Annotated in this window: 47 protein-coding genes; 44 read left to right on the top strand and 3 right to left on the bottom strand. The window is 51.7% G+C overall.

The features are described from left to right. Nucleotides 1-64: 64 nt before the first annotated feature. The gene (locus tag PJK55_RS14790) at nt 65-1,234 is read right to left on the bottom strand and encodes a tyrosine-type recombinase/integrase (protein ID WP_271306291.1); all 1,170 of its coding nucleotides are present in this window, start codon (nt 1,232-1,234) and stop codon (nt 65-67) included. A gap of 82 nt (nt 1,235-1,316) precedes the next feature. Continuing rightward, nucleotides 1,317-1,820, bottom strand: coding sequence for a hypothetical protein (locus PJK55_RS14785; RefSeq protein WP_271306290.1), 504 nt, complete (start codon nt 1,818-1,820; stop codon nt 1,317-1,319). Nucleotides 1,821-2,047: 227 nt separating this feature from the next. On the opposite strand from PJK55_RS14785, the gene PJK55_RS14780 reads away from it, so the two are divergent. Further along, on the top strand, nt 2,048-2,254 hold the full coding sequence (locus PJK55_RS14780; protein WP_271306289.1) for a hypothetical protein: 207 nt from the start codon (nt 2,048-2,050) through the stop codon (nt 2,252-2,254). An 8-nt stretch (nt 2,255-2,262) separates the two neighbouring features. Here the strand turns inward: PJK55_RS14780 and PJK55_RS14775 are convergent, their stop codons facing one another. After that, nucleotides 2,263-2,694, bottom strand: a complete 432-nt coding sequence (locus tag PJK55_RS14775) for a helix-turn-helix domain-containing protein (protein WP_271306288.1) — start codon at nt 2,692-2,694, stop codon at nt 2,263-2,265. Between the two features lie 122 nt (nt 2,695-2,816). On the opposite strand from PJK55_RS14775, the gene PJK55_RS14770 reads away from it, so the two are divergent. The 43 genes from PJK55_RS14770 (at nt 2,817) to PJK55_RS14560 (ending at nt 23,608) form a co-directional block, all read left to right on the top strand. After that, nucleotides 2,817-3,068: a helix-turn-helix transcriptional regulator gene (locus tag PJK55_RS14770; RefSeq protein WP_271306287.1), complete on the top strand. Its 252-nt coding sequence runs from the start codon at nt 2,817-2,819 to the stop codon at nt 3,066-3,068. Between the two features lie 16 nt (nt 3,069-3,084). After that, nucleotides 3,085-3,789: a BRO family protein gene (locus PJK55_RS14765; protein WP_271306286.1), complete on the top strand. Its 705-nt coding sequence runs from the start codon at nt 3,085-3,087 to the stop codon at nt 3,787-3,789. A 40-nt stretch (nt 3,790-3,829) separates the two neighbouring features. Next, a complete protein-coding gene (locus PJK55_RS14760; protein ID WP_271306285.1) occupies nt 3,830-4,240 on the top strand; it encodes a hypothetical protein in 411 nt (136 codons plus the stop codon). A gap of 16 nt (nt 4,241-4,256) precedes the next feature. Then, entirely contained in the window at nt 4,257-4,520 is a 264-nt protein-coding gene (locus PJK55_RS14755; protein ID WP_271306284.1) for a helix-turn-helix domain-containing protein, read from the top strand. Nucleotides 4,521-4,610: 90 nt separating this feature from the next. Next, nucleotides 4,611-4,796 carry a hypothetical protein gene (locus tag PJK55_RS14750; protein ID WP_271306283.1) on the top strand — a complete coding sequence of 62 codons (186 nt, stop codon included), beginning with the start codon at nt 4,611-4,613 and terminating at the stop codon, nt 4,794-4,796. Continuing rightward, nucleotides 4,793-4,999 carry a hypothetical protein gene (locus tag PJK55_RS14745; protein ID WP_271306282.1) on the top strand — a complete coding sequence of 69 codons (207 nt, stop codon included), beginning with the start codon at nt 4,793-4,795 and terminating at the stop codon, nt 4,997-4,999. The genes PJK55_RS14750 and PJK55_RS14745 overlap by 4 nt, the downstream gene beginning before the upstream one ends. Further along, a complete protein-coding gene (locus PJK55_RS14740) occupies nt 4,996-5,208 on the top strand; it encodes a hypothetical protein (RefSeq protein ID WP_271306281.1) in 213 nt (70 codons plus the stop codon). Before PJK55_RS14745 ends, PJK55_RS14740 begins: the two co-directional genes overlap by 4 nt. Before the next feature lies 1 nt (nt 5,209). Continuing rightward, the gene (locus PJK55_RS14735) at nt 5,210-5,506 is read left to right on the top strand and encodes a hypothetical protein (protein ID WP_271306280.1); all 297 of its coding nucleotides are present in this window, start codon (nt 5,210-5,212) and stop codon (nt 5,504-5,506) included. Further along, nucleotides 5,503-5,943, top strand: a complete 441-nt coding sequence (locus PJK55_RS14730; RefSeq protein WP_271306279.1) for a hypothetical protein — start codon at nt 5,503-5,505, stop codon at nt 5,941-5,943. The genes PJK55_RS14735 and PJK55_RS14730 overlap by 4 nt, the downstream gene beginning before the upstream one ends. Further along, complete coding sequence (locus PJK55_RS14725) at nt 5,940-6,437, top strand: siphovirus Gp157 family protein (protein WP_271306278.1); 498 nt, start codon at nt 5,940-5,942, stop codon at nt 6,435-6,437. The genes PJK55_RS14730 and PJK55_RS14725 overlap by 4 nt, the downstream gene beginning before the upstream one ends. Before the next feature lie 12 nt (nt 6,438-6,449). After that, nucleotides 6,450-7,157 (top strand): Sak single strand annealing protein, encoded by a 708-nt coding sequence (locus PJK55_RS14720; RefSeq protein WP_271306277.1) that lies wholly within the window; start codon nt 6,450-6,452, stop codon nt 7,155-7,157. After that, complete coding sequence (locus PJK55_RS14715; protein WP_271306276.1) at nt 7,144-7,338, top strand: hypothetical protein; 195 nt, start codon at nt 7,144-7,146, stop codon at nt 7,336-7,338. Before PJK55_RS14720 ends, PJK55_RS14715 begins: the two co-directional genes overlap by 14 nt. Then, complete coding sequence (locus tag PJK55_RS14710) at nt 7,335-7,754, top strand: single-stranded DNA-binding protein (protein WP_271306275.1); 420 nt, start codon at nt 7,335-7,337, stop codon at nt 7,752-7,754. The genes PJK55_RS14715 and PJK55_RS14710 overlap by 4 nt, the downstream gene beginning before the upstream one ends. A 15-nt stretch (nt 7,755-7,769) precedes the next feature. After that, on the top strand, nt 7,770-8,372 hold the full coding sequence (locus PJK55_RS14705) for a hypothetical protein (protein WP_271306274.1): 603 nt from the start codon (nt 7,770-7,772) through the stop codon (nt 8,370-8,372). Between the two features lie 12 nt (nt 8,373-8,384). Then, nucleotides 8,385-9,395: a DnaD domain-containing protein gene (locus PJK55_RS14700; RefSeq protein ID WP_271306273.1), complete on the top strand. Its 1,011-nt coding sequence runs from the start codon at nt 8,385-8,387 to the stop codon at nt 9,393-9,395. Next, nucleotides 9,392-9,772: a hypothetical protein gene (locus tag PJK55_RS14695; protein ID WP_271306272.1), complete on the top strand. Its 381-nt coding sequence runs from the start codon at nt 9,392-9,394 to the stop codon at nt 9,770-9,772. The genes PJK55_RS14700 and PJK55_RS14695 overlap by 4 nt, the downstream gene beginning before the upstream one ends. Before the next feature lies 1 nt (nt 9,773). Further along, complete coding sequence (locus tag PJK55_RS14690; protein WP_271306271.1) at nt 9,774-10,118, top strand: YopX family protein; 345 nt, start codon at nt 9,774-9,776, stop codon at nt 10,116-10,118. A gap of 2 nt (nt 10,119-10,120) precedes the next feature. Continuing rightward, nucleotides 10,121-10,279, top strand: coding sequence for a hypothetical protein (locus PJK55_RS14685; RefSeq protein ID WP_271306270.1), 159 nt, complete (start codon nt 10,121-10,123; stop codon nt 10,277-10,279). Next, nucleotides 10,276-10,455 (top strand): hypothetical protein, encoded by a 180-nt coding sequence (locus PJK55_RS14680; protein ID WP_271306269.1) that lies wholly within the window; start codon nt 10,276-10,278, stop codon nt 10,453-10,455. The genes PJK55_RS14685 and PJK55_RS14680 overlap by 4 nt, the downstream gene beginning before the upstream one ends. Further along, nucleotides 10,440-10,931 (top strand): hypothetical protein, encoded by a 492-nt coding sequence (locus PJK55_RS14675; RefSeq protein ID WP_271306268.1) that lies wholly within the window; start codon nt 10,440-10,442, stop codon nt 10,929-10,931. The genes PJK55_RS14680 and PJK55_RS14675 overlap by 16 nt, the downstream gene beginning before the upstream one ends. Further along, nucleotides 10,931-11,395, top strand: a complete 465-nt coding sequence (locus tag PJK55_RS14670) for a hypothetical protein (RefSeq protein ID WP_271306267.1) — start codon at nt 10,931-10,933, stop codon at nt 11,393-11,395. Before PJK55_RS14675 ends, PJK55_RS14670 begins: the two co-directional genes overlap by 1 nt. Continuing rightward, nucleotides 11,358-11,885 carry a helix-turn-helix domain-containing protein gene (locus PJK55_RS14665; protein WP_271306266.1) on the top strand — a complete coding sequence of 176 codons (528 nt, stop codon included), beginning with the start codon at nt 11,358-11,360 and terminating at the stop codon, nt 11,883-11,885. The genes PJK55_RS14670 and PJK55_RS14665 overlap by 38 nt, the downstream gene beginning before the upstream one ends. After that, a complete protein-coding gene (locus PJK55_RS14660) occupies nt 11,882-12,727 on the top strand; it encodes a hypothetical protein (protein ID WP_271306265.1) in 846 nt (281 codons plus the stop codon). The genes PJK55_RS14665 and PJK55_RS14660 overlap by 4 nt, the downstream gene beginning before the upstream one ends. Beyond that, nucleotides 12,724-13,113, top strand: a complete 390-nt coding sequence (locus PJK55_RS14655) for a DUF3310 domain-containing protein (protein ID WP_271306264.1) — start codon at nt 12,724-12,726, stop codon at nt 13,111-13,113. The genes PJK55_RS14660 and PJK55_RS14655 overlap by 4 nt, the downstream gene beginning before the upstream one ends. Next, nucleotides 13,110-13,256, top strand: coding sequence for a hypothetical protein (locus PJK55_RS14650; protein WP_271306263.1), 147 nt, complete (start codon nt 13,110-13,112; stop codon nt 13,254-13,256). The genes PJK55_RS14655 and PJK55_RS14650 overlap by 4 nt, the downstream gene beginning before the upstream one ends. Next, a complete protein-coding gene (locus tag PJK55_RS14645) occupies nt 13,253-13,663 on the top strand; it encodes a YopX family protein (protein WP_271306262.1) in 411 nt (136 codons plus the stop codon). Before PJK55_RS14650 ends, PJK55_RS14645 begins: the two co-directional genes overlap by 4 nt. After that, nucleotides 13,663-14,181 (top strand): Holliday junction resolvase RecU, encoded by a 519-nt coding sequence (locus PJK55_RS14640; RefSeq protein WP_271306261.1) that lies wholly within the window; start codon nt 13,663-13,665, stop codon nt 14,179-14,181. Before PJK55_RS14645 ends, PJK55_RS14640 begins: the two co-directional genes overlap by 1 nt. Then, complete coding sequence (locus tag PJK55_RS14635; protein ID WP_271306260.1) at nt 14,174-14,386, top strand: hypothetical protein; 213 nt, start codon at nt 14,174-14,176, stop codon at nt 14,384-14,386. The genes PJK55_RS14640 and PJK55_RS14635 overlap by 8 nt, the downstream gene beginning before the upstream one ends. A 130-nt stretch (nt 14,387-14,516) precedes the next feature. Continuing rightward, the gene (locus PJK55_RS14630) at nt 14,517-14,846 is read left to right on the top strand and encodes a hypothetical protein (RefSeq protein ID WP_271306259.1); all 330 of its coding nucleotides are present in this window, start codon (nt 14,517-14,519) and stop codon (nt 14,844-14,846) included. Continuing rightward, nucleotides 14,834-15,046 (top strand): hypothetical protein, encoded by a 213-nt coding sequence (locus tag PJK55_RS14625; protein WP_271306258.1) that lies wholly within the window; start codon nt 14,834-14,836, stop codon nt 15,044-15,046. Before PJK55_RS14630 ends, PJK55_RS14625 begins: the two co-directional genes overlap by 13 nt. A 22-nt stretch (nt 15,047-15,068) precedes the next feature. Next, on the top strand, nt 15,069-15,251 hold the full coding sequence (locus PJK55_RS14620; RefSeq protein ID WP_271306257.1) for a hypothetical protein: 183 nt from the start codon (nt 15,069-15,071) through the stop codon (nt 15,249-15,251). Nucleotides 15,252-15,341: 90 nt separating this feature from the next. After that, nucleotides 15,342-15,701 carry a hypothetical protein gene (locus PJK55_RS14615; protein ID WP_271306256.1) on the top strand — a complete coding sequence of 120 codons (360 nt, stop codon included), beginning with the start codon at nt 15,342-15,344 and terminating at the stop codon, nt 15,699-15,701. Nucleotides 15,702-15,713: 12 nt separating this feature from the next. Further along, complete coding sequence (locus PJK55_RS14610; protein ID WP_271306255.1) at nt 15,714-16,250, top strand: dUTP diphosphatase; 537 nt, start codon at nt 15,714-15,716, stop codon at nt 16,248-16,250. After that, nucleotides 16,250-16,426: a hypothetical protein gene (locus tag PJK55_RS14605; protein ID WP_271306254.1), complete on the top strand. Its 177-nt coding sequence runs from the start codon at nt 16,250-16,252 to the stop codon at nt 16,424-16,426. The genes PJK55_RS14610 and PJK55_RS14605 overlap by 1 nt, the downstream gene beginning before the upstream one ends. Before the next feature lie 59 nt (nt 16,427-16,485). Then, on the top strand, nt 16,486-16,713 hold the full coding sequence (locus PJK55_RS14600; protein ID WP_271306253.1) for a hypothetical protein: 228 nt from the start codon (nt 16,486-16,488) through the stop codon (nt 16,711-16,713). A 46-nt stretch (nt 16,714-16,759) separates the two neighbouring features. Beyond that, entirely contained in the window at nt 16,760-16,906 is a 147-nt protein-coding gene (locus PJK55_RS14595; RefSeq protein WP_271306252.1) for a hypothetical protein, read from the top strand. A 285-nt stretch (nt 16,907-17,191) separates the two neighbouring features. Then, nucleotides 17,192-17,644, top strand: a complete 453-nt coding sequence (locus PJK55_RS14590; RefSeq protein ID WP_271306251.1) for a helix-turn-helix domain-containing protein — start codon at nt 17,192-17,194, stop codon at nt 17,642-17,644. Further along, on the top strand, nt 17,628-19,034 hold the full coding sequence (gene terL / locus PJK55_RS14585; RefSeq protein WP_271306250.1) for a phage terminase large subunit: 1,407 nt from the start codon (nt 17,628-17,630) through the stop codon (nt 19,032-19,034). The genes PJK55_RS14590 and terL overlap by 17 nt, the downstream gene beginning before the upstream one ends. A 13-nt stretch (nt 19,035-19,047) precedes the next feature. Continuing rightward, a complete protein-coding gene (locus tag PJK55_RS14580; RefSeq protein WP_271306249.1) occupies nt 19,048-20,535 on the top strand; it encodes a phage portal protein in 1,488 nt (495 codons plus the stop codon). Further along, the gene (locus tag PJK55_RS14575) at nt 20,522-21,403 is read left to right on the top strand and encodes a phage minor head protein (RefSeq protein ID WP_271306248.1); all 882 of its coding nucleotides are present in this window, start codon (nt 20,522-20,524) and stop codon (nt 21,401-21,403) included. Before PJK55_RS14580 ends, PJK55_RS14575 begins: the two co-directional genes overlap by 14 nt. A gap of 11 nt (nt 21,404-21,414) precedes the next feature. After that, a complete protein-coding gene (locus tag PJK55_RS14570) occupies nt 21,415-22,485 on the top strand; it encodes an XkdF-like putative serine protease domain-containing protein (protein WP_271306247.1) in 1,071 nt (356 codons plus the stop codon). An 18-nt stretch (nt 22,486-22,503) separates the two neighbouring features. Next, entirely contained in the window at nt 22,504-23,430 is a 927-nt protein-coding gene (locus tag PJK55_RS14565) for a phage major capsid family protein (protein ID WP_271306246.1), read from the top strand. 10 nt (nt 23,431-23,440) lie between these two features. Then, a complete protein-coding gene (locus tag PJK55_RS14560) occupies nt 23,441-23,608 on the top strand; it encodes a Rho termination factor N-terminal domain-containing protein (protein WP_271306245.1) in 168 nt (55 codons plus the stop codon). Nucleotide 23,609: the final 1 nt, after the last annotated feature.

Below are 23,609 nucleotides of genomic sequence, written 5' to 3'. Positions count from 1 at the left end.
AAAAAAACCCACGGATGGCTTAGTGTAGCCGTTCGTGGGTCTTTTTTTGTCTTAAATTGCACACTTATTGCACATTTCGATTTTTTTCTTGGTCGATTTGGAGGCGGAAGGCGTTCGCGGCGTCCTTTTGTTTCTCCGTCGTGACGTGCGAATAGATGTTCATGGTCGTAGCGATTGAAGTATGTCCGAGCCGTTCCTGGATGACCTTGATGTTCGTGTCGTTGTTGAATAGGATGGTCGCGTGCATGTGTCGGAAGTCGTGGATGCGCATCGGGTCGAGTCCTGCCTGTTTACAGATGCGTCGATACTCGGTACGGAGCAACGTGTCGTTCAGGTACTTCCCGAACGGGGTCGTGCAGACGAGATTGTCCTCCGGCTTCTCACCGAACCGAAAGAGCGACTCCTTCTGCTCGATGCGCCAGCGCTGGAGTTCCGAGAGTGTAACGGGGTCGAGGTGGATGTCACGATTCCGCTTCGTCTTCGGTGGGGTGAAATGGTGCAGCTTGTCCGTCCGAAACTCCACTTTCTGTGCGGCGGTGAGTTGGGCGATGGATTTATTGATATGGACGTAACCCTCGTCGATATGCACGCAGTCCCATGTGAGCGCCTTGACCTCGTTGCGTCGTGCGCCCGTCATGGCGAGTAGGACGAATGTGATCCAGTAGGGCGAGTGTTCCCGTGCCGTTTCGAGGAAACGCACGAGTTCGTCCACGCTCCAGAGGTTCCGCTTCGCTTTCGTCTCCTTGCGTCGTTTGAGATATGTCGGTGCGTCATTCTTCGCATAGCCTGCCTGTCGTGCATAGTCGAACGCGGCACGGAACAGGACGATGCGTAGGTTGATGGACGACACCTTCATCCCTTTCTCCTTTTCGAGCATCGAGAGATAGGCTTCGAGGTGGCGTGCGGTCAATCGGTTGATGTCGTGCGTGCCGAGATGACGTTTCATGCAGGCGATGAGCGACTGATAGTTTCGGCGTGTATTGATCGAGAGGGACGGTGTATGTACCTCATAGTATTCGTCGAGCAGGTCGCTGACGGTCCGTATCGTCTTGCGTTCATTGATGGTCGAGGCGATTTCCCCGTTGGCGTAGGCTTGTTCGAAGGCGCTGACCTTGGCCCGTAGCGCTTGCTTCGTGTCGGCGCTCAGATACTTCTGGACCCGTTTGCCACGGGCGTCCGTACCGAGCGAGAGGCGAACCTCCCATTTCCCTTTGTCGTTCTTTTTCATGTTCATGTGTCGAATCCTCCTTGCTATGCGTCTATCATAGCAGAGCCGTCAAAGGGAGGGTACAATAAAAAAAGACCCGTGTGGGGTCTTAGTTGGCTAGCGTGAAAGTGGCGCGATTGACGCTCAAGTACTCCCCATCCCGCACCACGACATACTCATTCCCTTTGAACAGCGAGTTTGACTCGATTCCGCCATCTGAGGACATATCCGTTTTTACTTCATAGTATCCCGTATCGTCCTTTTCAGCGGTCAGCTTGTATTCACCTGCTGGGAGGTCAGCACCCACTTTATACGTCCCTGGTCCATAGACACCTTCGGGGTATTCGGGTTCGTCCGCCTCGACAGACACTTGCTGATCGTCCACCTGCGTCTCGTTCATCGAATCAGGCTGATAGACGAACAGTAACGCCGTAACAATCACAGCCGCAGCCAACGTGAGCTCAATCTTTCGAATTTTACGCTGGTGCCCATTCTTAGCTTGCACACTCTCAAACTCATCGTTGCGTCGTTTCCGGAAGTCGTGCAGCGCAATCCCAGCGATGACCGCGACAATCAAGAACAATCCCTGCACCGCCATATAAAGACCTTCCATTCCATTCACTCCCTTCAAATTCTTCGCATCTATTGTAGCATCTAATCTATATATACCCATGTTTGTCAAAAAAAGTTTCGGTTCGACACGAAATCACTTGAACTGTCGAACAATATTTTACAAGGTCAGCCAAATTTGTGGTTGAATATATAAGTGACTTGTTCCATACTAGAGTCACAACTTACGAACGAGCGTTCGTAAAAAACAGGACGAAAGAAGGAATTTGGATGGTATTTGCAGAAGTCTCAGCCCGTACGTCACGACAATCAAATGCAGATGAATCGAACCAAGACACGATTGGACTACTTGTTCATGACGAAGTTACAGACGCTACCTTGCTGATAAGGTTCACCTTAGAAGAAGTATTCGACCGTACTACTTGGAAAGATGCAGAACTTCCGTCTATCCTTCTCCAACAAAAAAAGAGAGCGTGATCGCTCCCTTAACTTCGGTTTCTATGACGAGAAACCTGAAACTCAATAAATGCTCGAATCTCACGAAGTTGTTCCGTCGTGAGATTTTTTATTTGTTCTTCGGACAAGTTGAACGATTTAAGTAATTTGATTTCCATATCGCTAAATCGCATCGCCGCCTCGAACTTCGTTTCCTCTGGATCATCCGATTCACCGAGTAGGTAACTCGTCGTCGTCTTCAATATACTCGCTAGTTTAGGAATCATATCCGCTTCTATCTTACGAACATCGTTCTCGTAGTTCGAGTACGTGTTCGGCGAAACTTGAAGCTGAGTCGCGACATGTTTCTGCGTAATCCCTAAAGCCGTTCGACGCTTCCGCGCCCGTTCTCCAATGCTACTCATTTCATTTTCGCTCCCTCTACTACCTTTATAAGGCTCCTTGAATACCGTGTCAATCATGACTAACCCTCCTCAAGTATAACGAATGAAATAAAAAAGTATCAAATTGATTAAAAAAAATCTCGAATTGTGATTGACATCTCATTTTGAGAAGTTTATAGTGAAGTCAAGGAGGTGAGGGAATGAGTCAAGTCATCGACCGAACGACACTCCGAGACTTGCGTGTCTCTAAAGGAATTACCCAGAAACACCTTGCAAGCAAACTCGGTATCGTTCCGAACGGATATTTCCGAATCGAGGAAGGTACACGTAAAGTTACAGTCGGCGAAGCGCTTATTATCGCAGAAGTGCTAGACGAACCATTAGAGAAAATTTTTTTTACGGACAAACTTCTCATATTGAGAAGAGTTCAACAATTTGAGAATAATCTATAAGGAGAGTGTACCACGAATGAACCAATTGACGAAAGTGTTTGAAGGGCAAAGCATCCGCATCCTCGGTGATGAAGAAACGCCGTTGTTCGTATTAGCAGATGTTTGTAAGGTGCTCGAGCTCGGTAACCCGAGCCAAGTGAAATCCCGCCTAGAAGATGGGGTCATTAGTAATGAGGTCATCTTAGATGCGATGGATCGTGAGCAACAGGTCACCGCAATCAATGAAGATGGATTGTACGACGTCATTCTCGACAGTCGCAAACCGCAAGCAAAACGATTCCGCAAGTGGATCACGGGCGATGTGCTCCCGTCAATCCGCAAAACCGGAACGTATGAGATGCCGAAACCACAACTGCCTCAACAGGTAGTCGAAACAATGCCGAAGTTGTTCCGTGGCGTTGCAGATTTAATCGACTGGAAAGAAGTCGCTACGACGGCACTCGATGAGGTTCAGACGGACATCGACGAATTGAAGAACAGCCTCACGTTGACACATGGGCAAGAACTCGCCATCCAAGAGGCGAAACGCCGTCGGGTCCGTGACATGTTCGACCGCTACGGTGATGACCATCCATTTCTCGATTCAAAAGCGAAGTTCCACAGTCGTTGTGGCAGTGACTTGAAGAAAGCGTTCAATGTTCCACGGTACGGCGAGATTCTACGCAAGGACTTTGAAGAGGCATTGCAATATGTACAGGCATGGCGCCCACCATTCCAATGAACGAAAAACGTAAATCAAATCAATTAAAGGGGAGAGCGAAATGGATTTATCAGAATTGGTGAATAAACCAATCGAAGAAATGACTGAAGAGGAGTTACGAAAACTCGAATCTATCGGTCAACGTGAATACAACCGCGCGTGGCGAGAGAAGAATCGAGACAAAAACAAAGAAATCGTCAAACGCGCCCGAATTAAAAAAGGTCTTCGAACATTAAAAGAAAACGGAGACAGTCACGATGAGGCGGAACACTCAAAACTAAAAGCAAACCCTAAGAAAACCGTAAATCAAGAACCAATCATTCTCGAAGAAGACTTCTTATGGATCAACAAGACGTACCGCATTAAATCGAATGTCGCTTCAGCGTTCAAGGAATGTGCCGCGCAAAACAGATTCACACAGACAGCTGCACTGGAAGAAGCAATCAGAGATTGGATTGCTAAGAACCAATAATGAAAGGAGCACGCACATGAACGTCCAAGTCGTCACCCTCACCGCAACTGAGCTCAACGACCTACTCGTTGCCGCATCGCAGAAAGGTGCCGAGCTCGCACTGAACGCCACACAGAAGACATGGCTGAACCAAGAAGAGGCGTGCAAGTACCTCGGGGTCTCACGGTCCTCACTGTACGAACGCGAGTATTCAAAGAACCTGCCCGTCTACCGAGACGGCAAGAACGTCCGTTATCTCAAAAGTGACCTCGATCTACTCATGCAAGGCCACCGCTGGTAAACGCAAAAAAACGCACGAGGCAATGACCCGTACGCTTAAAGATTCGACACCTTGAGTATACCACGGGACGCCTCAGAAATGGAGGATAACATGCTCACCGAACAACAACTCGACATCTTGTTCCTGACGACAGGGTACAGCGCCTTCGCTGCACTACTTCTCACGATGCTACTCGGTCAATCCGAATACTACCTCGTCGGTGCCGCCGTCACCATCACCCTCGCGACCGTGTTCGCCGGGATCAGCTACCTCAGCGCAAAGGAGGACAACGCATGAAGCGCTACACGCTCGAAGAACGCGAGGAACAAATCAAACAACATCGACTTCGCACTCAATATACTCATGACGCATTCAAACACGTCAGTGAGGACGAGAAAAATAGCGAACACCAACGCTCCATCGCTCTTAGCTTCATGTCAATTTATCAAGACGTGCTCGACGACATCGATTACATCTTCGGCAAGGAGGAAACCGAATGACCATCCAAGCACACGACCAACCCGAAGAGCGTGAGCAACAGCTTGACGCCTTTCATCATCAACTTAAACAGCTTCGCTCGGACGCCAACGATGCGATTGAGCAGTTGCACTATAAGGACCTCGATTACAGCTACGAACAGGGCGTGTTCAACACGCTACGCCAATTGCAGGACCTGTTCGAGCAGACATTCCAAAAGGAGGAGTATTGACATGAACGCCTACGACAAAGTCAACGAACTGAACGACATCGCCGCCGACCTTGATGACATCCGCGAACGCATCATCGCACTGGGTAGCCTCAACGCCAACATCACGGGGCCCATCAGCGACGCCATCACACAGATCGACCAAGCGGTCGAATGGCAACAGGACATCATCAACGAAATGGAGCGGGACGAGATTCGCAAACGCTACGAACGCCTCGCCGCTAAATACGGTGCCAAGCGCGTCAAACGCGTCTGCTACGCCACGATGCTGAAAGAGATGAACGGAGGGACGGCGGTATGAACTTAGATAAATTCGAAAAGATTGACGGGCGCGAGGCGCTGAGACGATTTGCTGATGGCGAAGTTGTATACGGCAGAGACTCGGGTAGTTGGACGCTTAACGAAAACGATAAGGTCATTTACCATTCAAAATTCGGAACATCCACTGCGGGTGTTACATTGAATGACTTTATAAAAAACAAGAATTTATACGTCAAGAAACCTTTCGACGTCCGCCAAGCGATGCTTGACCGCCCAAACGAGTGGGTGGGGGCGTTCAAGCAAGGTGAATACTGGTTCAAAGTTGGATTTGACCGCACTGAATATTGTGCCGTCCTCACCGCTCTAACTTACGACGTGAAAGTCGATGTTTCCTTAGACAAAGTTCATACAGTCTGCTCAGACAGGTTTGAAAAGTGCATCCCAATCGAAGACGTACCCGAGGAGGCGACACGATGAAACTCTACGAACTCACACGCCAGAAGCAAGACTTACTGAACGCCATCGCCGACATGGACCACGAGGACCTCGAACTCTCCGACGCGGTGGGCGACACGCTCGACGCGCTCAACGAAGCCATCGAAGCCAAAGCCGAGGACGTCGCCTCGTTCATCTTCTCGCTCCAAGCCGATTCAGCCGCACTCAAGCAGGAAGAGCAACGCCTCGCCGAACGCAGACGCTTGAACGACGCGAAGATCGAGCGCATGAAGACGTATCTCCACGACATGCTCGAGGACGCACAGCTCGACCGTGTGAAGGGATTGAAATACACCATCGGCTTCCGCAAGTCCACATCCGTCAACGTCCTCGACCTCGACACGTTGCCAGAGGCGCTCAAGCGCACGAAGACCATCGTAGAAGCGGACAAGACAGCCATCAAGGACGCACTGAAACAAGGCTTGGACGTGCCTGGCGCCGTCCTCGTCGACAATCGCAACCTAAGCATTCGATAAGGAGGAACGGACATGAGTCAACTCACGTTATTTGAACAACTCTTCTCACGGAACGTCAACGACCGTGTCGAGACGAAAGAAGTCGGTCCGAGAAAAACGAAACTCTCATACCTCTCGTGGGCTTGGGCTTGGGCTGAAATCAAGAAAATCGATCCAAACGCAACCTCAATCATTCATGAGTTTCCACTCGAAGGAAACGAGCACATCATGGTGCCTTACCTCAAAACGCCAAACGGCTACTTCGTGAAAGTGTCCGTCACCGTACAAGGACAGACCGAAACCGAATGGCTTCCCGTCATGGATGAGAACAACAACGCGCTCGGTACACTCGCGATGGTCTGGAGCAAAGACACAAATGAATACGGCAAAAAGTACAAGGTCCAGGAGCAATTGCCAGAACCGACCGCGATGGAAATCAATAAGGCGCATAAACGTTGCCTTGTCAAAGCGATCGCGCTCCACGGGCTCGGTCTTTACATCTTCAGTGGCGAGGACTTGCCAGAGACCATCGTGCCTCGTGTGAGTGAGCGACAGTTGAACGAATTGAGAAGCATCGGGGAGAAAGTTGCCGCCTTGGTGGCACGTGACCTCGACACGGTACTCGAAGCTTATAAGGTTCATCTCGTCGAAACGGAAGAAGATTACAACAAAGTGAAAATGATGATGGAGTCCAAAATCGAGAAGGTGAAAGAGGAGGCGAAACAAGATGCAACTGCCTGAATATGACGAATACGAGGTCATCGAAGTGGACCACGACGAGGCGCACGTCCTCGACATGATGGACGAGGCGCAAGCAGAGGAGCATTGGGGCTTGGAGCAAGAGCAAGCCCTAATGCGTGACATTGACCGACGCACAAATACGTTTTATAACTACGGATTCAAGAAGGGGCAAATACGATGAACAACATCACATTGACAGGCATCAACCAACGCATGGAGGTCAAGACAGCAGGAAGCGGTAAGCCGTGGGTGACGGGCACGATCCGCACTCGTAACAAGATGCCGAACAAGGAAGGGAAGTACGATTCATCGTTCCACGATTACAAAGTACTCGGCGCTCGGGCTGAAACGTTCGCCAAGTTCCAGCAAGAAGGGAAACCGCTCGCTCTATCTGGGTGGCTCAACCAAGAGAAGTGGACGGACAAGGACGGGCAGAACCGCTCCAAGTCGGTCGTGATGGTTGAGGACTTCGACTTGCCACCGCTTGACGACAATGCACCGGGTCAACCGAAGACGGCTAAAGATTCGGATGCATTCTCCGACCCGTTTAGCCGTGGCGGGAAAATCGACATTCAAGATGACGATCTGCCCTTTTAGTCTGGAGGCTATCAAATGAAGAAAATTTGGAGCGATGAACTAGTCAGAAACGGCATCTTAGATGTTATTGAAAAATTGAACATTAAAGTAATGCCTACTAGCACTCAAGTGAAAGGTGTCACTAAGGATTGGAGGCTTCACAACGCAATTACAAAAGGTCGTGGATACCGTGGTTGGGCAGAAGAGCTGGGTTTACCTTTGAAAAGTTGTGAAACTCACTTTGGTAATGATTACGAAGAATTGATTGAAGTAAAGCTCAAAGGGTTTGGGTACGAGGTTGAGCAAATGCCAACCAAGTTCCCTTACGACTTACTGGTGAACGGAACGACAAAGGTGGATGTAAAAGTCGGTGTTTCGTATTACTTGCGGGGCACTGATCGTGTTGTGACATTCCGAACAGCAAAAGCGAATCCGACATGTGATTTCTATATCACTGTTCGATTGAATGAGTTGAGAGAAATCGAAAAGATCCACGTCATCCCGTCTCACGAAGCGAAAGTGGTTTCAATTTGTATGGGAGAAAACAGTAAATACGATGTGTATCTGGACCGTTACGACTTATTAAAAAGACACCACGAAATGGTCAGCGCATTAACACTGGATAGTGCATCTAAGTAAGGAGTGAACGCAATGAAATTGACCGGAAACGAGATTGTCGATGCGATGGTGGACTATGCGCCACCTTCCATCGCCATCCCGAGCGCGTGGTTCAAGACGGTCGTGAACGACAAAGGGCGACCGAACACGAACGCCATCATCATCTTGGCCGAGATCGTGTACTGGTATCGACCGAGCCAATTGAAAGACGAAGTGACGGGCGAGTTCCTCGGCTATAAGAAACGCTTCAAGGAAGACTTGCTCCAAAAGAGCCGCAAGGGGTTCGAGAAGACTTTCGCTCTCACGAAAGACCAGGTATACACGGCACTCAAGTTCCTTGAAGAACTCGGTGTCATCAAGACGCATCTCCGACATGTAGAAACCAACACCATGACCCTCAACAATGTCAGATTCATCGAATTGGTACCCGCTCGACTGAAAGAATTGACCTACCCTGTCGTACCAGAACGAGACCCTATCGTACAGAAACGAGAGGGCTATCGTATAGATACGAGACCCCTATCGTATAAAAACGAGACAAATACAGTGATTACTAATACAGGGATTACATCTACAAGTAATTCTACTACTACTGGCGAGAATGAATTCCAGCAGTTAGCTGAAGTCTATATGAACAAGATCAACCAAAACATCGCTGCCGTCCACGAGTTCCTCGAAGACGACCTGCAAGAGTTCGGACTCGAACTACTCATCGAGGCAATCAACGAGGCGGCACTCTCGAACATCCGTAACTACAAATATGTACGAGGCATCCTAAACGGATGGAAAGACCGAGGTGTCACGACAATGCAAGGACTCATCCAAGACCGTGCGGACTTCGAACAGAAGAAACAGACGCAACACAAACGCAAGTCGTGGTCACCGACGAAAGAAACAGCGATGAAAGACGCTCCTGCCTGGCTCGAAGAAGAGGCGAACAAACAACGCGAGCACGACAAGCGCCGACAAGATGAGTTAGCCGCCAGTGTACCGGACGACGAAGAGTTGCAAAAGATGTTTGCCGAGTTGCGAGGTGGCTCATGAACAAGCAGGAGATTGAGCCGCATATCGTCCAGTCCTTCGGGCACGCCTATCGGACAAGCTGTGAGCGCGTCGAGGACATCGCCAAGCGTCATCACGTCCATCGTAAGACCATCTACAAATACGCCAAGCTACATGGGTGGGTCCGCCCCGCTCATGTGTACGCTGGCAACGGTGTACAGGCGAGAATCATCCCGTTCCGTGACCTTTACCACGCCTATTACGAAGAGGTGCTCTCGATGAAGGAGATCGCCAAACGTTATGGCTGCCATGAGCGGGTCGTGAAGCGCTCGATGGACCACCACGAGTTGAAGCAAATGCCCAAGAGCGAACGGATCCAGATGAAACGACACTTTGAACAGGTAAAGGGAGGACGTTGAGATGAAATATCGAGCATGGGACAAAGTTAATAACGAATGGATCACTGATTGCGACTTGTATCTGTTACCAGACGGAAGTGTGTATGCAGGTGATATGGGAAACCTGCCACTATTTGAAATTAAATCTGAATGTGTATCATTTTCGACCGGACTCAAAGACAAGAACGGCGTCGAGATTTACGAGGGCGACATTCTCAAGTGGGATGAAAAAGAATGGGGCGATCCATTCAACGAATTAGTGGAGTGGGATTTGGAACAACTTGATATGCGCAAAAATGATTGGGCGGAGTTTTGCGAAGTCATCGGCAACATCTACGAGCACCCTCGTCTTTTGAAAGGAGAATGACGATGCACTACGAACGCACAGAGGGCACGACACGCTATCTGCTCTTTCCTGACAGGTTGACACTCCACGTCATCACAGACAACCGCCTCGACGACGTGAAGGACGTCTCCGAAGATGAATTGTTCACCTTGCTCGAAACGTATGAGTGGGTGTGCCGATGAACCGCCGCAAGAAGAAGCCGCAGACCTTCGTGCGCTATCGGGGAACGCGTGAAGTGTTCCTCGTCCGCCACGAGGCGGGCGTGCGGATCACTCTGTATCACGACATGAGCCAGCAAGAGTTGCAACGTCACTTGAAAGAAGGCTGGGAGGTACATCGTACATGGACAAACGCATGAGACGGAAGATACTGACACTCTATTCGAACGGCATGAACGCACACGACATCACGATCCAACATAACCTAGACCCACGTGCCGAATACACGGTCACGACGATGGAAGTCGCTGACGTACTTAGAGAAATGGGAGCAGCCGACCCGACGAAGCGCATCCCGCAGAAACCCGACATCCAACCCGACATGCCCAAACGCTTCATCTCGATCAGCGAATCGAAGAAACAGCGCTCGAAGCACAAGGTGAAGAAGAAGCAAGAACTCACGGACGACCAGAAGAACTGGCATCAACTCGTATGTGGATTCAACAGGCAGGGCAAGAAGCTGCTGAAAAGCAGAAGCCGTCATGAACTGTTGAAGAAGATTCAAGAATTTGAAAACAGAGGATGGGTGCAACTTGGTGACATCTCGACAGACTTTTACGTCGACGGCGAGACGCACATCGCACTCATGCAGAGACCAGAAGGGGGAACGCCTTGATGCAAGATGAACTGTTGAACACGAAACTCAGCAAGAAAGAGCGCAAGCGCATCGAACGTCTGCTCATGGACTACCACCGCATGCCAAGTAAGATCGAGAGCGCCAAGATGCGCGCCGAGCAAGCCGTCACCGCCAGCTACACGGTCCAGGAGGGGAGTCGCAACGCCTCCCCGTCTGACCCGACGGCAAACCTCGCCATCAAGCGTGACGAGATTGGGCAGATGGAACGCCTCAAGAAGTTGCTCGACGACCAGCACGACCTACTCACGGACGACGAGAGAGATATTTGGGACCATGTGTACCACCCGAGGCATCGCTTCACACCCGAGCGCATGGCGCAGGAGTTGAGCATCTCACGCGGGCATTACTTTTACTTACGCAACCGCCTCATCTCACAGGTGGCGAGTGTGCTGGAAGGACGATACGATGTGCAGTTTTGGGAGAGTGACCGACATGATGGATGACGAGCACGGCGCATTGGTCGAAGACAAGGACATCCCGTACAGCGTGCAACTGTCCTTAATCAAGAAACGGACGGAGCGGGGCATGTCGCCCTTGCAGATCGCCCGGCTCATGGGACTCAAAAAGAAGGACATCCAAGCCATCGTGACCGAGCACGGTTGGCGAGCGAAGCGGGAGATTGAGAAGCTCGGCAAGGGCAGACCGCCGAAACCGGCTGAGAAGACGGAGTTTCGCACGATGGAACTGAAACGACTCGCCAAGGAAGGCTACAGCCGCAAGGAAATCGCCTCACTGCTCGGCATCGACCGCGGTTATGTCGATACGCTTTGCCGACGCTACGGCATCAAGACGGCAAGCCAAATTGAACAAGTCAAGAGGTTATACGCCAAAGGATGGAACCAAATGAAGATTGCCGAACACCTCGGCGTCTCACGCCAGCGGATTAACGAAATTGTCAAATTGCATAATTTGAAGAAGGGAGACAACCCATGACGACCGACATCAACCATAACCCGATCATCCCGAGCGTTGTCCGCAAGCAATATCAGCGGGGCATGGATTTACCTGAGTTATGTCGCTTGTACGATACGACCGAAGCAACGCTTCGACCACTCATTCAAGGTGTCGAGCGCGGCGAACGAAAAGACGAACGAACCATGCTGGTGAAACAGGTCAAGGAACTTTACGAAGAAGAACGACTCGGCAAGTACGCCATCGCTGAAATATTAGGCAAGCATCAGAAGGCCATCCGTGACATCGTGGACGAGCACGGATTCAAGCGGAAGCCCAAACCCAAAATCAAACCCAAAAAAGTAAAAATCGAGGTGAGGTCAATGAAAGTGGCAGAACGACACGAGATGTTAGCTGTCAAAATCAAAGAGTTGCAGGAGCAAGGGTTGAAGAATGAGGAGATCATGAACGAGCTTGGCATCGGCACGCACCTGTTGTACACCGTCAAGAACAAGTACGGACTCACCAAGACGACCAAGCCGAGGAAAGTAGACAATCCAAAACAGACGAAAGCCCCGCATCTTATCTATCCACTCGACCAGAAGGAGGAACCACAAGTGAACGAACAGGAGAGCGCGCAGGAAGCCGCCACGACCATTTTGAAGCCAGAGGAACAACCCGAACTCATCGGCGCACCGCACGAGCACAAGAAGCCGTCCACACGCATCATCAACCGTGACAAGGACGTGTGGGCGGAGTATCTCACGGCACACTCACAGGAGATTCACGACGTGGCGCACGATGTCGAGGTGGTCGTAGAGGACGGCAAACTGATCGAGCGCACGACGATTGCTTACACACTGGAAAGGGAGTTGACGAAATGAATGAACCGTTAAAATTGATTGATGAGGTCGGAGTGGTTGAAGGTTACGAACTCTCGGGAGTTACTATTTGTGACGTAGTAACAGATGAGTGTGGAGACCTGACAGATTTACTTGAACAATTCAAGGGTAAGCGTGTTCGTGTGATTGTACTGGATGGTTCGGCTGAGCGTAAAACAGAAACTAAACCCACGCATTACGACACGGGCATCGACACCATCGCCTTCCTGCGCGCCAACTGCCCGCCGGAACAGGTGGAGGGCTTCCTGCGAGGGAACGCCATCAAGTACCTTCAGCGGTACACCGCGAAGGGAGCGCCAATCGAGGACTTGAAGAAGAGCCGACACTACATCGACATGTTGATCGAGGAACTGGAGGGGCGAGAATGACGATACTCTACGGACTGACCGCCGTCGCACTCGGCATCTACGCCATCGTGCTCCAGAATCGTGTGGACGAGTTGAAGGCAGAGAACGAGCGGTTGATGGACTGCATCATCGAGATTGAACGGGAAACGGGGGAGATGGAATGAGGGAGATTAAGTTTCGTGGATACGCAGTCGAAGAAATGGTAGAAAGCCAATGGTTGTACGGTGCAGGCGTCACAAAGCTAGAATTCAACGAACAATACGCTGACGAAGTAGGAAGAAAAGGAGACTGCTTCTTATTCACGGATTCGGGTTGGGTACAAGTTCATGAAAGTTCAGTAGGCCAATACACCGGAATCAACGACAAAAACAGCGTCGAGATTTACGAGGGGGATGTTGTTCAAGATATCGTCGGTCAAACTTATGTAATCGCTTATGACGAAGAATACGCAGCCTTCATTCTGATTTGGGTCACGAATGACGAGCGGTTCGAACTGTTCAACCCGAGTAGGCAATTGACGGTGATTGGGAATCGATATGAAAATCCTGATTTGGCAGAGGGGGCTTATTAATGACCACGAGCGTCAAGAACCGAGGGAAAGACCTCGAAGCCCTCGTCATCCAGAGTAACCACGTCTATCGCATGCGGCAGGAGGCGGTCATCCACCAGGCGCACGCCGAGGTCAAGACGATCCGCGGGCGCAAGGGGAACATCGTCAATGCGTTCCACAAGGGCAAGGCGGGACTCGACTTCTACGGTATCGCAGACGGCAAGTACGTCACGTTCGATACGAAGCAGACGGCTGAAAAGACACGCTTCCCGCTCAGCAACATCGAGCACCACCAGTACAACACGGTCATCGAGACGGACAAGGCGGGCGGCATCGCCTTCCTGCTCGTCCGATTCAGCTACTGGGGCGAGACGTACTACCTGAGTGCGGAACAGCTACGGCACTGGTGGACGCAGAATGAACGCAAGAGCATCCCGTATCAGTGGTTCCAGGACAACTGCAAGGTGGTGCGCAGTCAGAGTGCGGCGGCGCTCGATTGGTTGAGCGTGGTACGAGAGGAGTTAGGCGAGTGTGAATGATTATACCAAGAAGTTAGAAGCAGAGAACGCAGGGCTTCACATGATGCTAGATAAAGTGTATGACGAGCTTGGTCAGATAAGACGAAGTAGGGAACAAGCAAGGCGCATCATACGGAACGCTATCATCATCACGGAGCAGTCGCACATTGGACCGAAGACGAAAGAAAAGTTACTGAACGAGTTATTGGAAGTGCTGGACACGTGAATCCAGTCGATTAGAAGGAGAGTTATCAATGATTGAATGGAGTGACACAGGCATGACGCTGTTCCTCATCGTGATATTCGGGGCGATGGCGATCAGTGTGCTACGACGAGATGAATAGGAGTGGATGACGATGATTCGTAAGATGAAAAATGGTTCAACGCATATCAAACTTGGAAACGGCACCTGCTACCACGGCGTATTCAATTACGAAAATGATGGTAAGACGGTTATCGGCGGCATTTGCTTTAAAAATAAAGTTGATGAAAACGATGAAACTGACGTGTTTATTGAAATTGCCAATGAAAAAGGTGTCGCAAGTTATATGATGGCGCTAATTTCTTATATGGAACACGCTACATTGGCGAACGGTGGGGAAATCACCGAAGCAATGAAGAACCTTAAAGATGAGTTGAAAAAGTCGATGCCAGAAGATAACACAGGCGCATTATGCTCGAACTGATCCCGCACGAGAAACGTGTCAACCATCTCCGCATCAAGTACCAGGGTGTCGTCGTCGCAGACGGCATCCGGTGCCCGAGCGGACGCATCGAGGTACGCCCGAGGGAGAAGTACTTCCCGCATCATCGGACGAATCGGGTGCTCGACGAGGAACAGCTGAGGGATTTCGTGCTTTTATCGGACGTGGCGAAGGAAAGATAAATTTTATAGGAGCGTGGTTAATTTGGATAAAGATGAACGTATTCGAAAGTTGGAAAGCGCTATTTTCACAATTGCTGAAATCGGATTAACTTTTGTCGACAAGAACGGTCAGTTGAGAGATTATACCGAAAAAGAAGCGCTAAGAAAAATCCGTGAAATTGCAGACCCCTTTTGGGAAGAGCATCTCGAATCTTTAATGGATTGACGAATAAAATTATGAATTGACCAGAAGAAGCCAATAAAAGAGCTTGGTGCGACCCACGAAGTCCCATCAAGCTCACAAGGAGGCGAGGGCATGGACGACTTGACGCAAGGCTCGTGGCACGTTGCTTGCTGGTGGAAGAGGGAGGACATCGAGATTATGGTGTTCTTCCTGCATCACGGGCACATGTTTTACTATCGAGCCGATGACCACAGGACGATGTACAAAGAAGTGCTGACGCAAGAGACGGTAGACAAAATCGTACGATTGCCGAACTTTAGCTACAGCGATCCAGATACGCACTGGAAGGAAAAGATTGCAGAGATGAACCAGATGCTCGGCATCAAGGAAGAACCGAAGCGAGAGGCGCCAGTGAAGCGTGAGACGAAGCCGACGCCTGTGACGAGGGTTGAACCCTTGGAGCGGGAAGACGGGCAAATGAGACTATTCTAGGAGGGCGAGAGCATGATTTTATCAGAGCAGACGTTTATCGAGTTGGCAGGGAAACAGGAAGTGCTCGATGCGAAGATTAAGGCGGCGAAAGGGATTACGGAACTGCCGCTCGAACGAATCGAGTTGGCGTACCGAGTAGAAGCCGCTGAGTGCGTGAACGAGATGAAGGGCGGCATGAAGTACTGGAGCGACAAGCCGATGAACCGAGAAGCGTTTCTCGAGGAGTTAGTCGATGCGTTGCACTTCTACCTTAGTTACGTCAACCACAACGCTAAGATGTTCCCGACGGCTGATGCGGTGTATGAATACATTGAGTTAGAAGACGCTTACAGATTCGGGGAAACTTGGTTCGTGGATGAGGAACCTTGGCAATGGGCGTTGCGTGCATTGAACCCAGACGTAGAAATAAACGATTGGCATCTCCGAGTATCATTCCTGTATTTACTCATCATCGCAGAACACGCAGGCTTCAATGAGCAGGACATCATCGACACGTACAACAAAAAGAATAAGACGAACCACGACCGTAGTGACTCGGGGGTGTACTGATGCAACTGACACCAGCACAAGTGAGCGCACTGATCGAGCAAAACCGACGCATCCAAGGCTATGCCCCGAACTGCGACTGCGGGAACGAGGCGACGCTTGAACAGCCTGATTTGTTCGGCGGGATGAAGGGCTATTGCCAGGGATGCTATGACGAGTTGGGAGGCGAGGGGGAGTGAGGAAGCGAAGACGTAGAGCTATCCTTAGACAACGTATCCTCAGACGAACGGCGGAACGTATGAAGCGTAAAGCTAAACTGAGAGAGCGATTCATAGAAAACATGGCGGAAGAAATTGCTGAAGGGCGTGTGACGCAAGGTAAACCAGGTGAAGGTTACATCGTTCTCCATAACGACGAGAATGAAACAGTGTTCGACAGTCGTATTCATGAGTTTGATGCAAACACTTGGTTGAACATGATGGCGTTGGAGCAAGCGAAACTGCTCCAGAGAGAGTGGGGCGAATAAAGATGATCGGTACTGTTCTAGTTGCCTTCACGACAGGTTGGTATAGTTGCATGCTGTTCATGTTATGGATGGACGGACGAAAGGGGCAAACAAAGTGAAAGATAAAGTGAATTGGGTGGTGCTCATTTGGGGATACTTCTGCCTAGCGGTATTCATCTACGCACTCTTGTTTGGTAGCGTGTCGCTCGGATGACTGTACGAATCATGAACGAATCGTGAACGCACGCCACGGATAGACAGCGTAGACTAAGAGAGTAGAGGACTCGGAGACGTTCCCAACCGCCGACAATGAACGGACGCTCCGAGGACTCGCATTAAAAGTTCTGTCTCGTTCGAGGCGTACCCCATTAAATGATCAACCCGAGATTGCTTACGAGCACTCGGGTATTTTTGTGCCTAGAATACCGCTCACGTGTCGACTCTCCCTAGACATCCCCCAACGTGTGCGGCCTTGTAGACATAAAAGGAGGTGAGCCGTATGGCAAATCCAAGATATGAACAATGGTTGACCCCAGAAGGGCTCACGCTGTTAGAAGGATGGGCCCGAGATGGACTGACGAACGAACAGATCGCTTCGAACATGGGGATTGCTGAACGGACTCTTTATAACTGGAAAGATGAACACTTGCAGATTTTGCAGGCCTTAAAAAGAGGGAAGGAAGTCGCAGACTACGAGGTGGAGAACGCCTTGTTCAAACGGGCGCTTGGCTTTCGATATGTCGAAGTGACACGGGAGCATGGCGAAATCGTCAAGGAAGTGACGAAGGAAGTCGCACCAGACACGACCGCTGCCATCTTCTGGCTGAAGAACCGCAAACCTCACGAGTGGCGGGACAAACAAGAAATCAGTCACACGGGCAAGATGGACCATCGCCTAGATGTGACAGGGCTTACGACAGAGGAGTTGAGACGACTTGCTCAACTTGACTAGTGACCAACGCAAACGGATTGCGGACGAGGCGAGACGTGAGCTCATGCGCCGCTCGTACCGTGATTATCTCGTACAGGTGCATTACGGACGCTTTCATTTGTTTCCGCACATCGAACTGATCGCTGAACCGCTCCAACGCATCGCCGACGGGGAATCGCTCTCCGTTATCATCGAGATGCCACCACGACACGGGAAGAGTCAGACGGTCACGGAAACGTTCCCGAGTTACTACATCGCACGGAACCCGACAAAACGCGTCATTGCCGCTGCCTATTCCGATACACTCGCCCGTAAGTTCGGTCGACTCAATCGGGACAAGTTCAACGAAGCAGCGGACGTGTTCGGCTTGTCGCTCGACGGGAACAATAGCTCGGCGCAAGACTGGTCGGTCGCAGGACTGCCGGGCGGCATGGTCGCAACGGGTATCGGGGGTTCCATCACCGGACAGGGGGCGGATCTACTCATCATCGATGACCCAATTAAGAACGCCGAGGAAGCGAACTCGCCGACGATGCGTCAGAAGGTGTGGGATGAATGGGAATCGACCTTGTCGACCCGTCTGCATAACGGTGCATCCGTCATCGTCATCATGACACGGTGGCACGAGGATGATTTGGTGGGGCGCTTGCTCGACAACGCCTCACGGGATTGGATTCGCTTGCGTCTCCCTGCCATCGCCGAGGACGACAACGACTTACTCGGTCGCTCGAAAGGTGAACCGCTCTGTCGGGAACTCGGCTATGACGAGGAATGGGCGAAACAGAAGAAGGTGGAAGTCGGGTCCCGTACCTGGGGCGCGCTCTACCAACAACGTCCCGCTCCAGATGAGGGCGCTATTTTCCGTCGTGAATGGATCCAGTTCTATCGCAAGTTACCGAGTGACTTGGACTATACCGTCCACTCGTGGGATTTGACATTCAAGGACTCGACGGGAGCGGATAATGTGTCCGGGCAAGTGTGGAGCAAGAAGGGTGCTGACCGCTACCTCATCGACCGTGTGAACGGCAAGATGGACTTCACGGCGACATTACGAGCCATCCAATCACTAAAGGCGAAGCATCCGAATTATAACGCCATCTTGATTGAGGACAAAGCCAACGGGCCAGCGGTCATCACGACGCTCCGTAAACAAATCCATGGCATCGTTCCCGTCAACCCAGAAGGCGGTAAGATTGCCCGAGCACAAGCCGTCTCCCCGACATGGGAGGCGGGCAACGTCTATTTACCGCATCCTGACATCGCGCCATGGGTGCACGACTATGTTGAGGAACTCGTCAGCTTCCCGTTCGCCACACATGATGACGACGTGGACAGCACGACACAAGCGTTGGCACATTTGAACCGTATCAATGACAAAATCCGCAGGGACAGCCGTCGCCTGCTCTTTTAAGTGAGGTGAGCACATGAACAAACAACGCGTATTTATCGGCAAGGCGACCGAACTCCCTGTCACCCGCTCGACACCCGAAGCGGACGGCAGTTGGGTCACTGCGCCGTATCCCATCAACCAACTCCGCATCGTCGTGGAGAATTCCAGCATCCTGCAACAAGCCATCGCCGCCTATACGAACAACATCGTCGGGTATGGCATCGTGCCCGAGTATCTGAACGAATCGACGGAAAGTAGCGAACAGTCAACCGAATGGGACACGGCAGAAGAAGTGCTCGACTGGCTCAGTATCGACCGCTCATTGGAGGAACTGTTCAAACAGGTGCTCGATGATCGGGAAGTCACAGGCAACGCCTTCCTTGAAGTGATTCGGGACGAGAAGGGCAACGTCATCCAATTGGAGCGGGTTAAGCCCGAACTGGTGCAACTCAGCAAGCCCGAAGCGGAACCTGTGCTCACGAAGGTGTGGCATAAGGGCAAGGACAAGATGGTCTGGAAGAAGTTTCGCAAGTTCAAGGTGGACAAGTACATCTTCAAGGAGTTCGGCGACCCGAGACAGATTGACTACATGACGGGCGAACCGCTCAACCGTGAAACCGAGGGCAACAAGTTCATGGAGCGGGATGCAAAGTACGCCGCTCGTGAAATCCTGCATCTCAAGATTGGCAATGACCATTGGGGCGTTCCCCGCTGGATCGGCAACCTCGTCGCTCTCTTAGGTGCACGGAAAGCGGAAGAGTTGAACTATCGCTACTTCACGCAAGGACGTCATACGCCAGCCGCTCTCTTAATCAAGAACGGGCAACTCAGCGAGGCATCGGAGCAGGCGTTGCTCCAATACACGCAGGAAGTCGGAAACGAGGCGATGCAACACAAGATGCTCGTCATCGAGACGGAGAAGGTGACGGACGGGCTCGACGACAAGGACAAGACGGACATCGAGCTCAAGTCGATGGCGGACATGCTCCAATCGGACGCCTTGTTCCTCGAATACGACGACAAGGTGCGTGAGAAGGTGCTCAGTAGCTTCCGGCTCCCTCCGGTATACGTTGGGCTGTCGCAGGACTACAACCGCTCCACAGTCGAAGAGGCGAAGCGTATCGCCGAGGAACAGGTGTTCCAAGCGGAGCGGGAGGCGCTCGAAGATTTGTTCAACCGTCACCTCCTCGCCTCGTATCAGTTGAAAGAAGTGAAGGTCGAGGTACGCGGACCGGAACTCTCGAACGACGCGCTCATCATCGAGACGCTCGACAAGCTCGGGGCACGGTTCAGCAACAACGAGGTACGCGCCATCGCCGGGAAGTTGGTCGGCGTAGAACTCCCCGTCTTACAGGGTGAACAGCACGAACTCCCGCAGGGCGCACAAGCCGTCCGAGCGACCATGCAGGACGTACAGGGCGCGGAACTATCAAAGGAACTCACAAGCGTCATGAAGGACGTGAGGGAGTCGCTCGATGAAGTGAACGACACGCTAGGGGCGTGGAACCATGTGCCGGACTGATTGGGACGTCCTGCTGAAAGCCGATGACGACGAATTGAAGGACCTGTTACGGGATTATCCCGAGGTCGAGACCATCGTCGCACGGATCAATGGCATCGAGAAGGTGCTTGCCCGCTTGCTCCGTAACCTCGGCCGTGACTACATCAAGGTCATCACGACGTTCTACGACGAGGTGGGCGGGGCGTTCAATCTAGCGTGGAACATCGGGCTACAAGGACAACTCGCGGCGATTCTAGCCAGTGAGCGGTTGATTGACGAACTGAAGGCGTTCTTCCCGAAAGTCAGCGCGGAGATGGCAGAGCTTATCATGAGTCGCGTCGACAAGACGGCGGCTTTTTCGTATTTGAACCCACGTACCGTCCGCTTCTTAGAATCCTATTCGGAGACATTAGCGGGCTACATCGGACAGAACAGCGCCGACAAGGTGTTGGACGTGCTCACACGGGGCGTACAGGCTGGGAAGTCCATCGACGAGCTCACACGCGAACTGAAAGAGCATGACGTATTCTCACGAGCCAGAGCACGGCGCATCGCCATCACGGAGACGCTCACGGCCTACTCGGTCGGAGAAGATGAAGCGTATCGCCAGTCTCCTAGCGTCATCGGCACACGGTGGCAACACACGGGCGCACGCAAGAACAAGCCACGTGAGGCGCACGTTGCCATGAGCGGGCAGTATCGTCCTATCGGGGAACCGTTCGACGTGAACGGGTATCCGGCGATGTACCCACGTGACCCAGCGCTTCCGGCAAAGGAACGCATCAGCTGTCACTGCACACGGAAACCGGTCGTCGATGAGCGGATCATTGGACTAGGTGAAGATGAACGGCAAGCGATTCGAGACAACGTACTATCTAACTTTGAATAAGGAGTGATTACATGGGACGCATTACCAACCTCATCCCGTCACACGTCTCTATCGTCGACAAGGCCGCCAACAAGCGGTCTTTTTTGTTGATGAAGGATGACACGCAACCGAACGTCGAGACGGACGTACGGCTCATCAAGCAGGACACGCACGAGCAAATCGTATACGGCGTCGTCTATGAACCGGATGTGGTCGATGCCCACGGTGACTATATGAGCGCACAGGACATCGAGAAAGCCGCTCACGTGTTCTTGAAGGAGTTCCGCAACATCGACAAGCAACACGACTTTACGTCCAAAGTGGGCGAGGTCATCGAAAGTTACATCGCACCCGCTGACTTCGAATTAGGCGGACAAACGGTGACCAAGGGCACGTGGATGATGGCGGTCAAGGTCGTCGATGACGTGTGGACAGGGATTCAAAAAGGTGAGTTCACCGGATTCTCGCTTGCTGGATACGGCAACGTCGAGAAGGCACAGGATACACCACAAGAGCCGTCTGAGGACGAACAAACCGAAGCGGGATTCATGCAGATGATGAAACAGTTCTTCCGCCGTCTCGCAAAAGGTGAAATCAAGGACGATATCGAGGCATCCCGTCCTAAAAACGAGATGAGTCGGGCGATTTTCCACTTCACCGACATTGCAGAGGGCGAATTGTGGCGTGACCGACCGGATGTGGAGCGGATTCGTATCGCTCATCAAGAGCTGGGCGAGTATATCAATCAATTCGCCGTTTCAACGGTCACGAAATCAGAAGACGAACAGGGAGAGGAGGTGATGAACATGACGAAAGAAGAGATTCAAGCGCTTATCGACGAGGGTGTCCAAAAGGCGCTCGCCAAGCAAGAAGAGTCGACTGACGAAACATCACCTCAAGCGGGTGACGATGTCGAAAAGTCGCAAGACGCGACGGACGACACGACGGAAACAACCGAACAGACCGAACTCGCCAAAGCGATGCAGGAGATCGAAGAGCTGAAGAAACAGCTCGACGCTCGTCCGGTCGCTTTTTCTAGTGGCGCGGAAGTCACGAAGACAGAAGCACCTGTAACGAAATCGTATCTCAAATTCTTCGGATAAACGAAAGGGGTTCATCATATGAACAACACGGAATTGCTCCAAAAACAGATGCAAGACCTTCAAAAGGCGAATGATGTCACATTACCACCAGACGAGGGGCGCGCGTTCATGCGTGACGTTGTCGGTTCAGCCGCAACGCTCCGCAAACTCTACTTCTACGATGCGAAGTCGCCAGTCGGTAAAATCGAGGCGCTCGGCGTCAAGAAGCGTCGTATGCGCTTGCACCAAGGACTCGACACGGTTCCCACAGGTACAGATCACGTTACTGAACGTCCTGTGCCGTTCGCTCTCGTGCCGGTCATGACGGACGCATGGTTCAAGAACGACAACGTGTACTACACAGCCCGCTCGCGTGGGCAAAACGTCGAGGACATCATCGCCGGCATGATTCAAGACCAGTTTGCGGCAGACATGCAAGACCTCGCCTTCAACGGTGACGAAGCTTCTGCTGATCCATTCCTTGAAATGAACGATGGGTTCCTCAAACAAGCCCGCACGAACGCAGACACAATCAAGCACGACGTGGCAGCGGACATCACGATTGCCGACCTCCAAGCGGTGCCGACGAAAGTCGCGCGTGAGCAGTTGCGTGCCGGTAAATTCGTCTGGATCATGGGCGCGGGTACGCACGCTGCGCTTCAAGCGGAAGTGCTTCAACGCGAAACACAACTCGGGGACGCCGTCCTTGTCGAAGGTGAACTTCGCAAACTCCACGGCTACGACATCGAACTCGTCGATCACATCGAAGAAGACAAGGTCTTGTTCACACCGCTCGAGAACCTCACGGTCGTCACTGGCTTCGACGTGACGTACCGACGTACTGGTGAAGGTCCGGAGGCGGTAGCGAAACAAGGAACGTACCACTTCGTCCTTTCAAGCGCTGACTTCGTCATCCGTACACCGAAAGCACTCGTGTACATCGCACAAGACGCCGTCACACCCTGAGCCGCTCATGATGATGGCGTCAACGCCTAGTGAGCCAACGTACACGCGAGAGGAACTCGAAGCCATGACGAAGGATGCGCTCTATGACATCGCAACGGACATGGACATCGCCGGACGCTCGTCGATGACGAAGGCGCAACTGGTCGATGCCATCCTCGACGCACAGGGAGGTGCGTAAC

It is taken from the genome of Exiguobacterium sp. MMG028, assembly GCF_027947425.1.
Classification (GTDB): Bacteria; Bacillota; Bacilli; order Exiguobacteriales; family Exiguobacteriaceae; genus Exiguobacterium; species Exiguobacterium aestuarii_A.
Note: the sequence above shows the minus strand (reverse complement) of the source record. Positions and strands in the feature narration are given on the sequence as shown.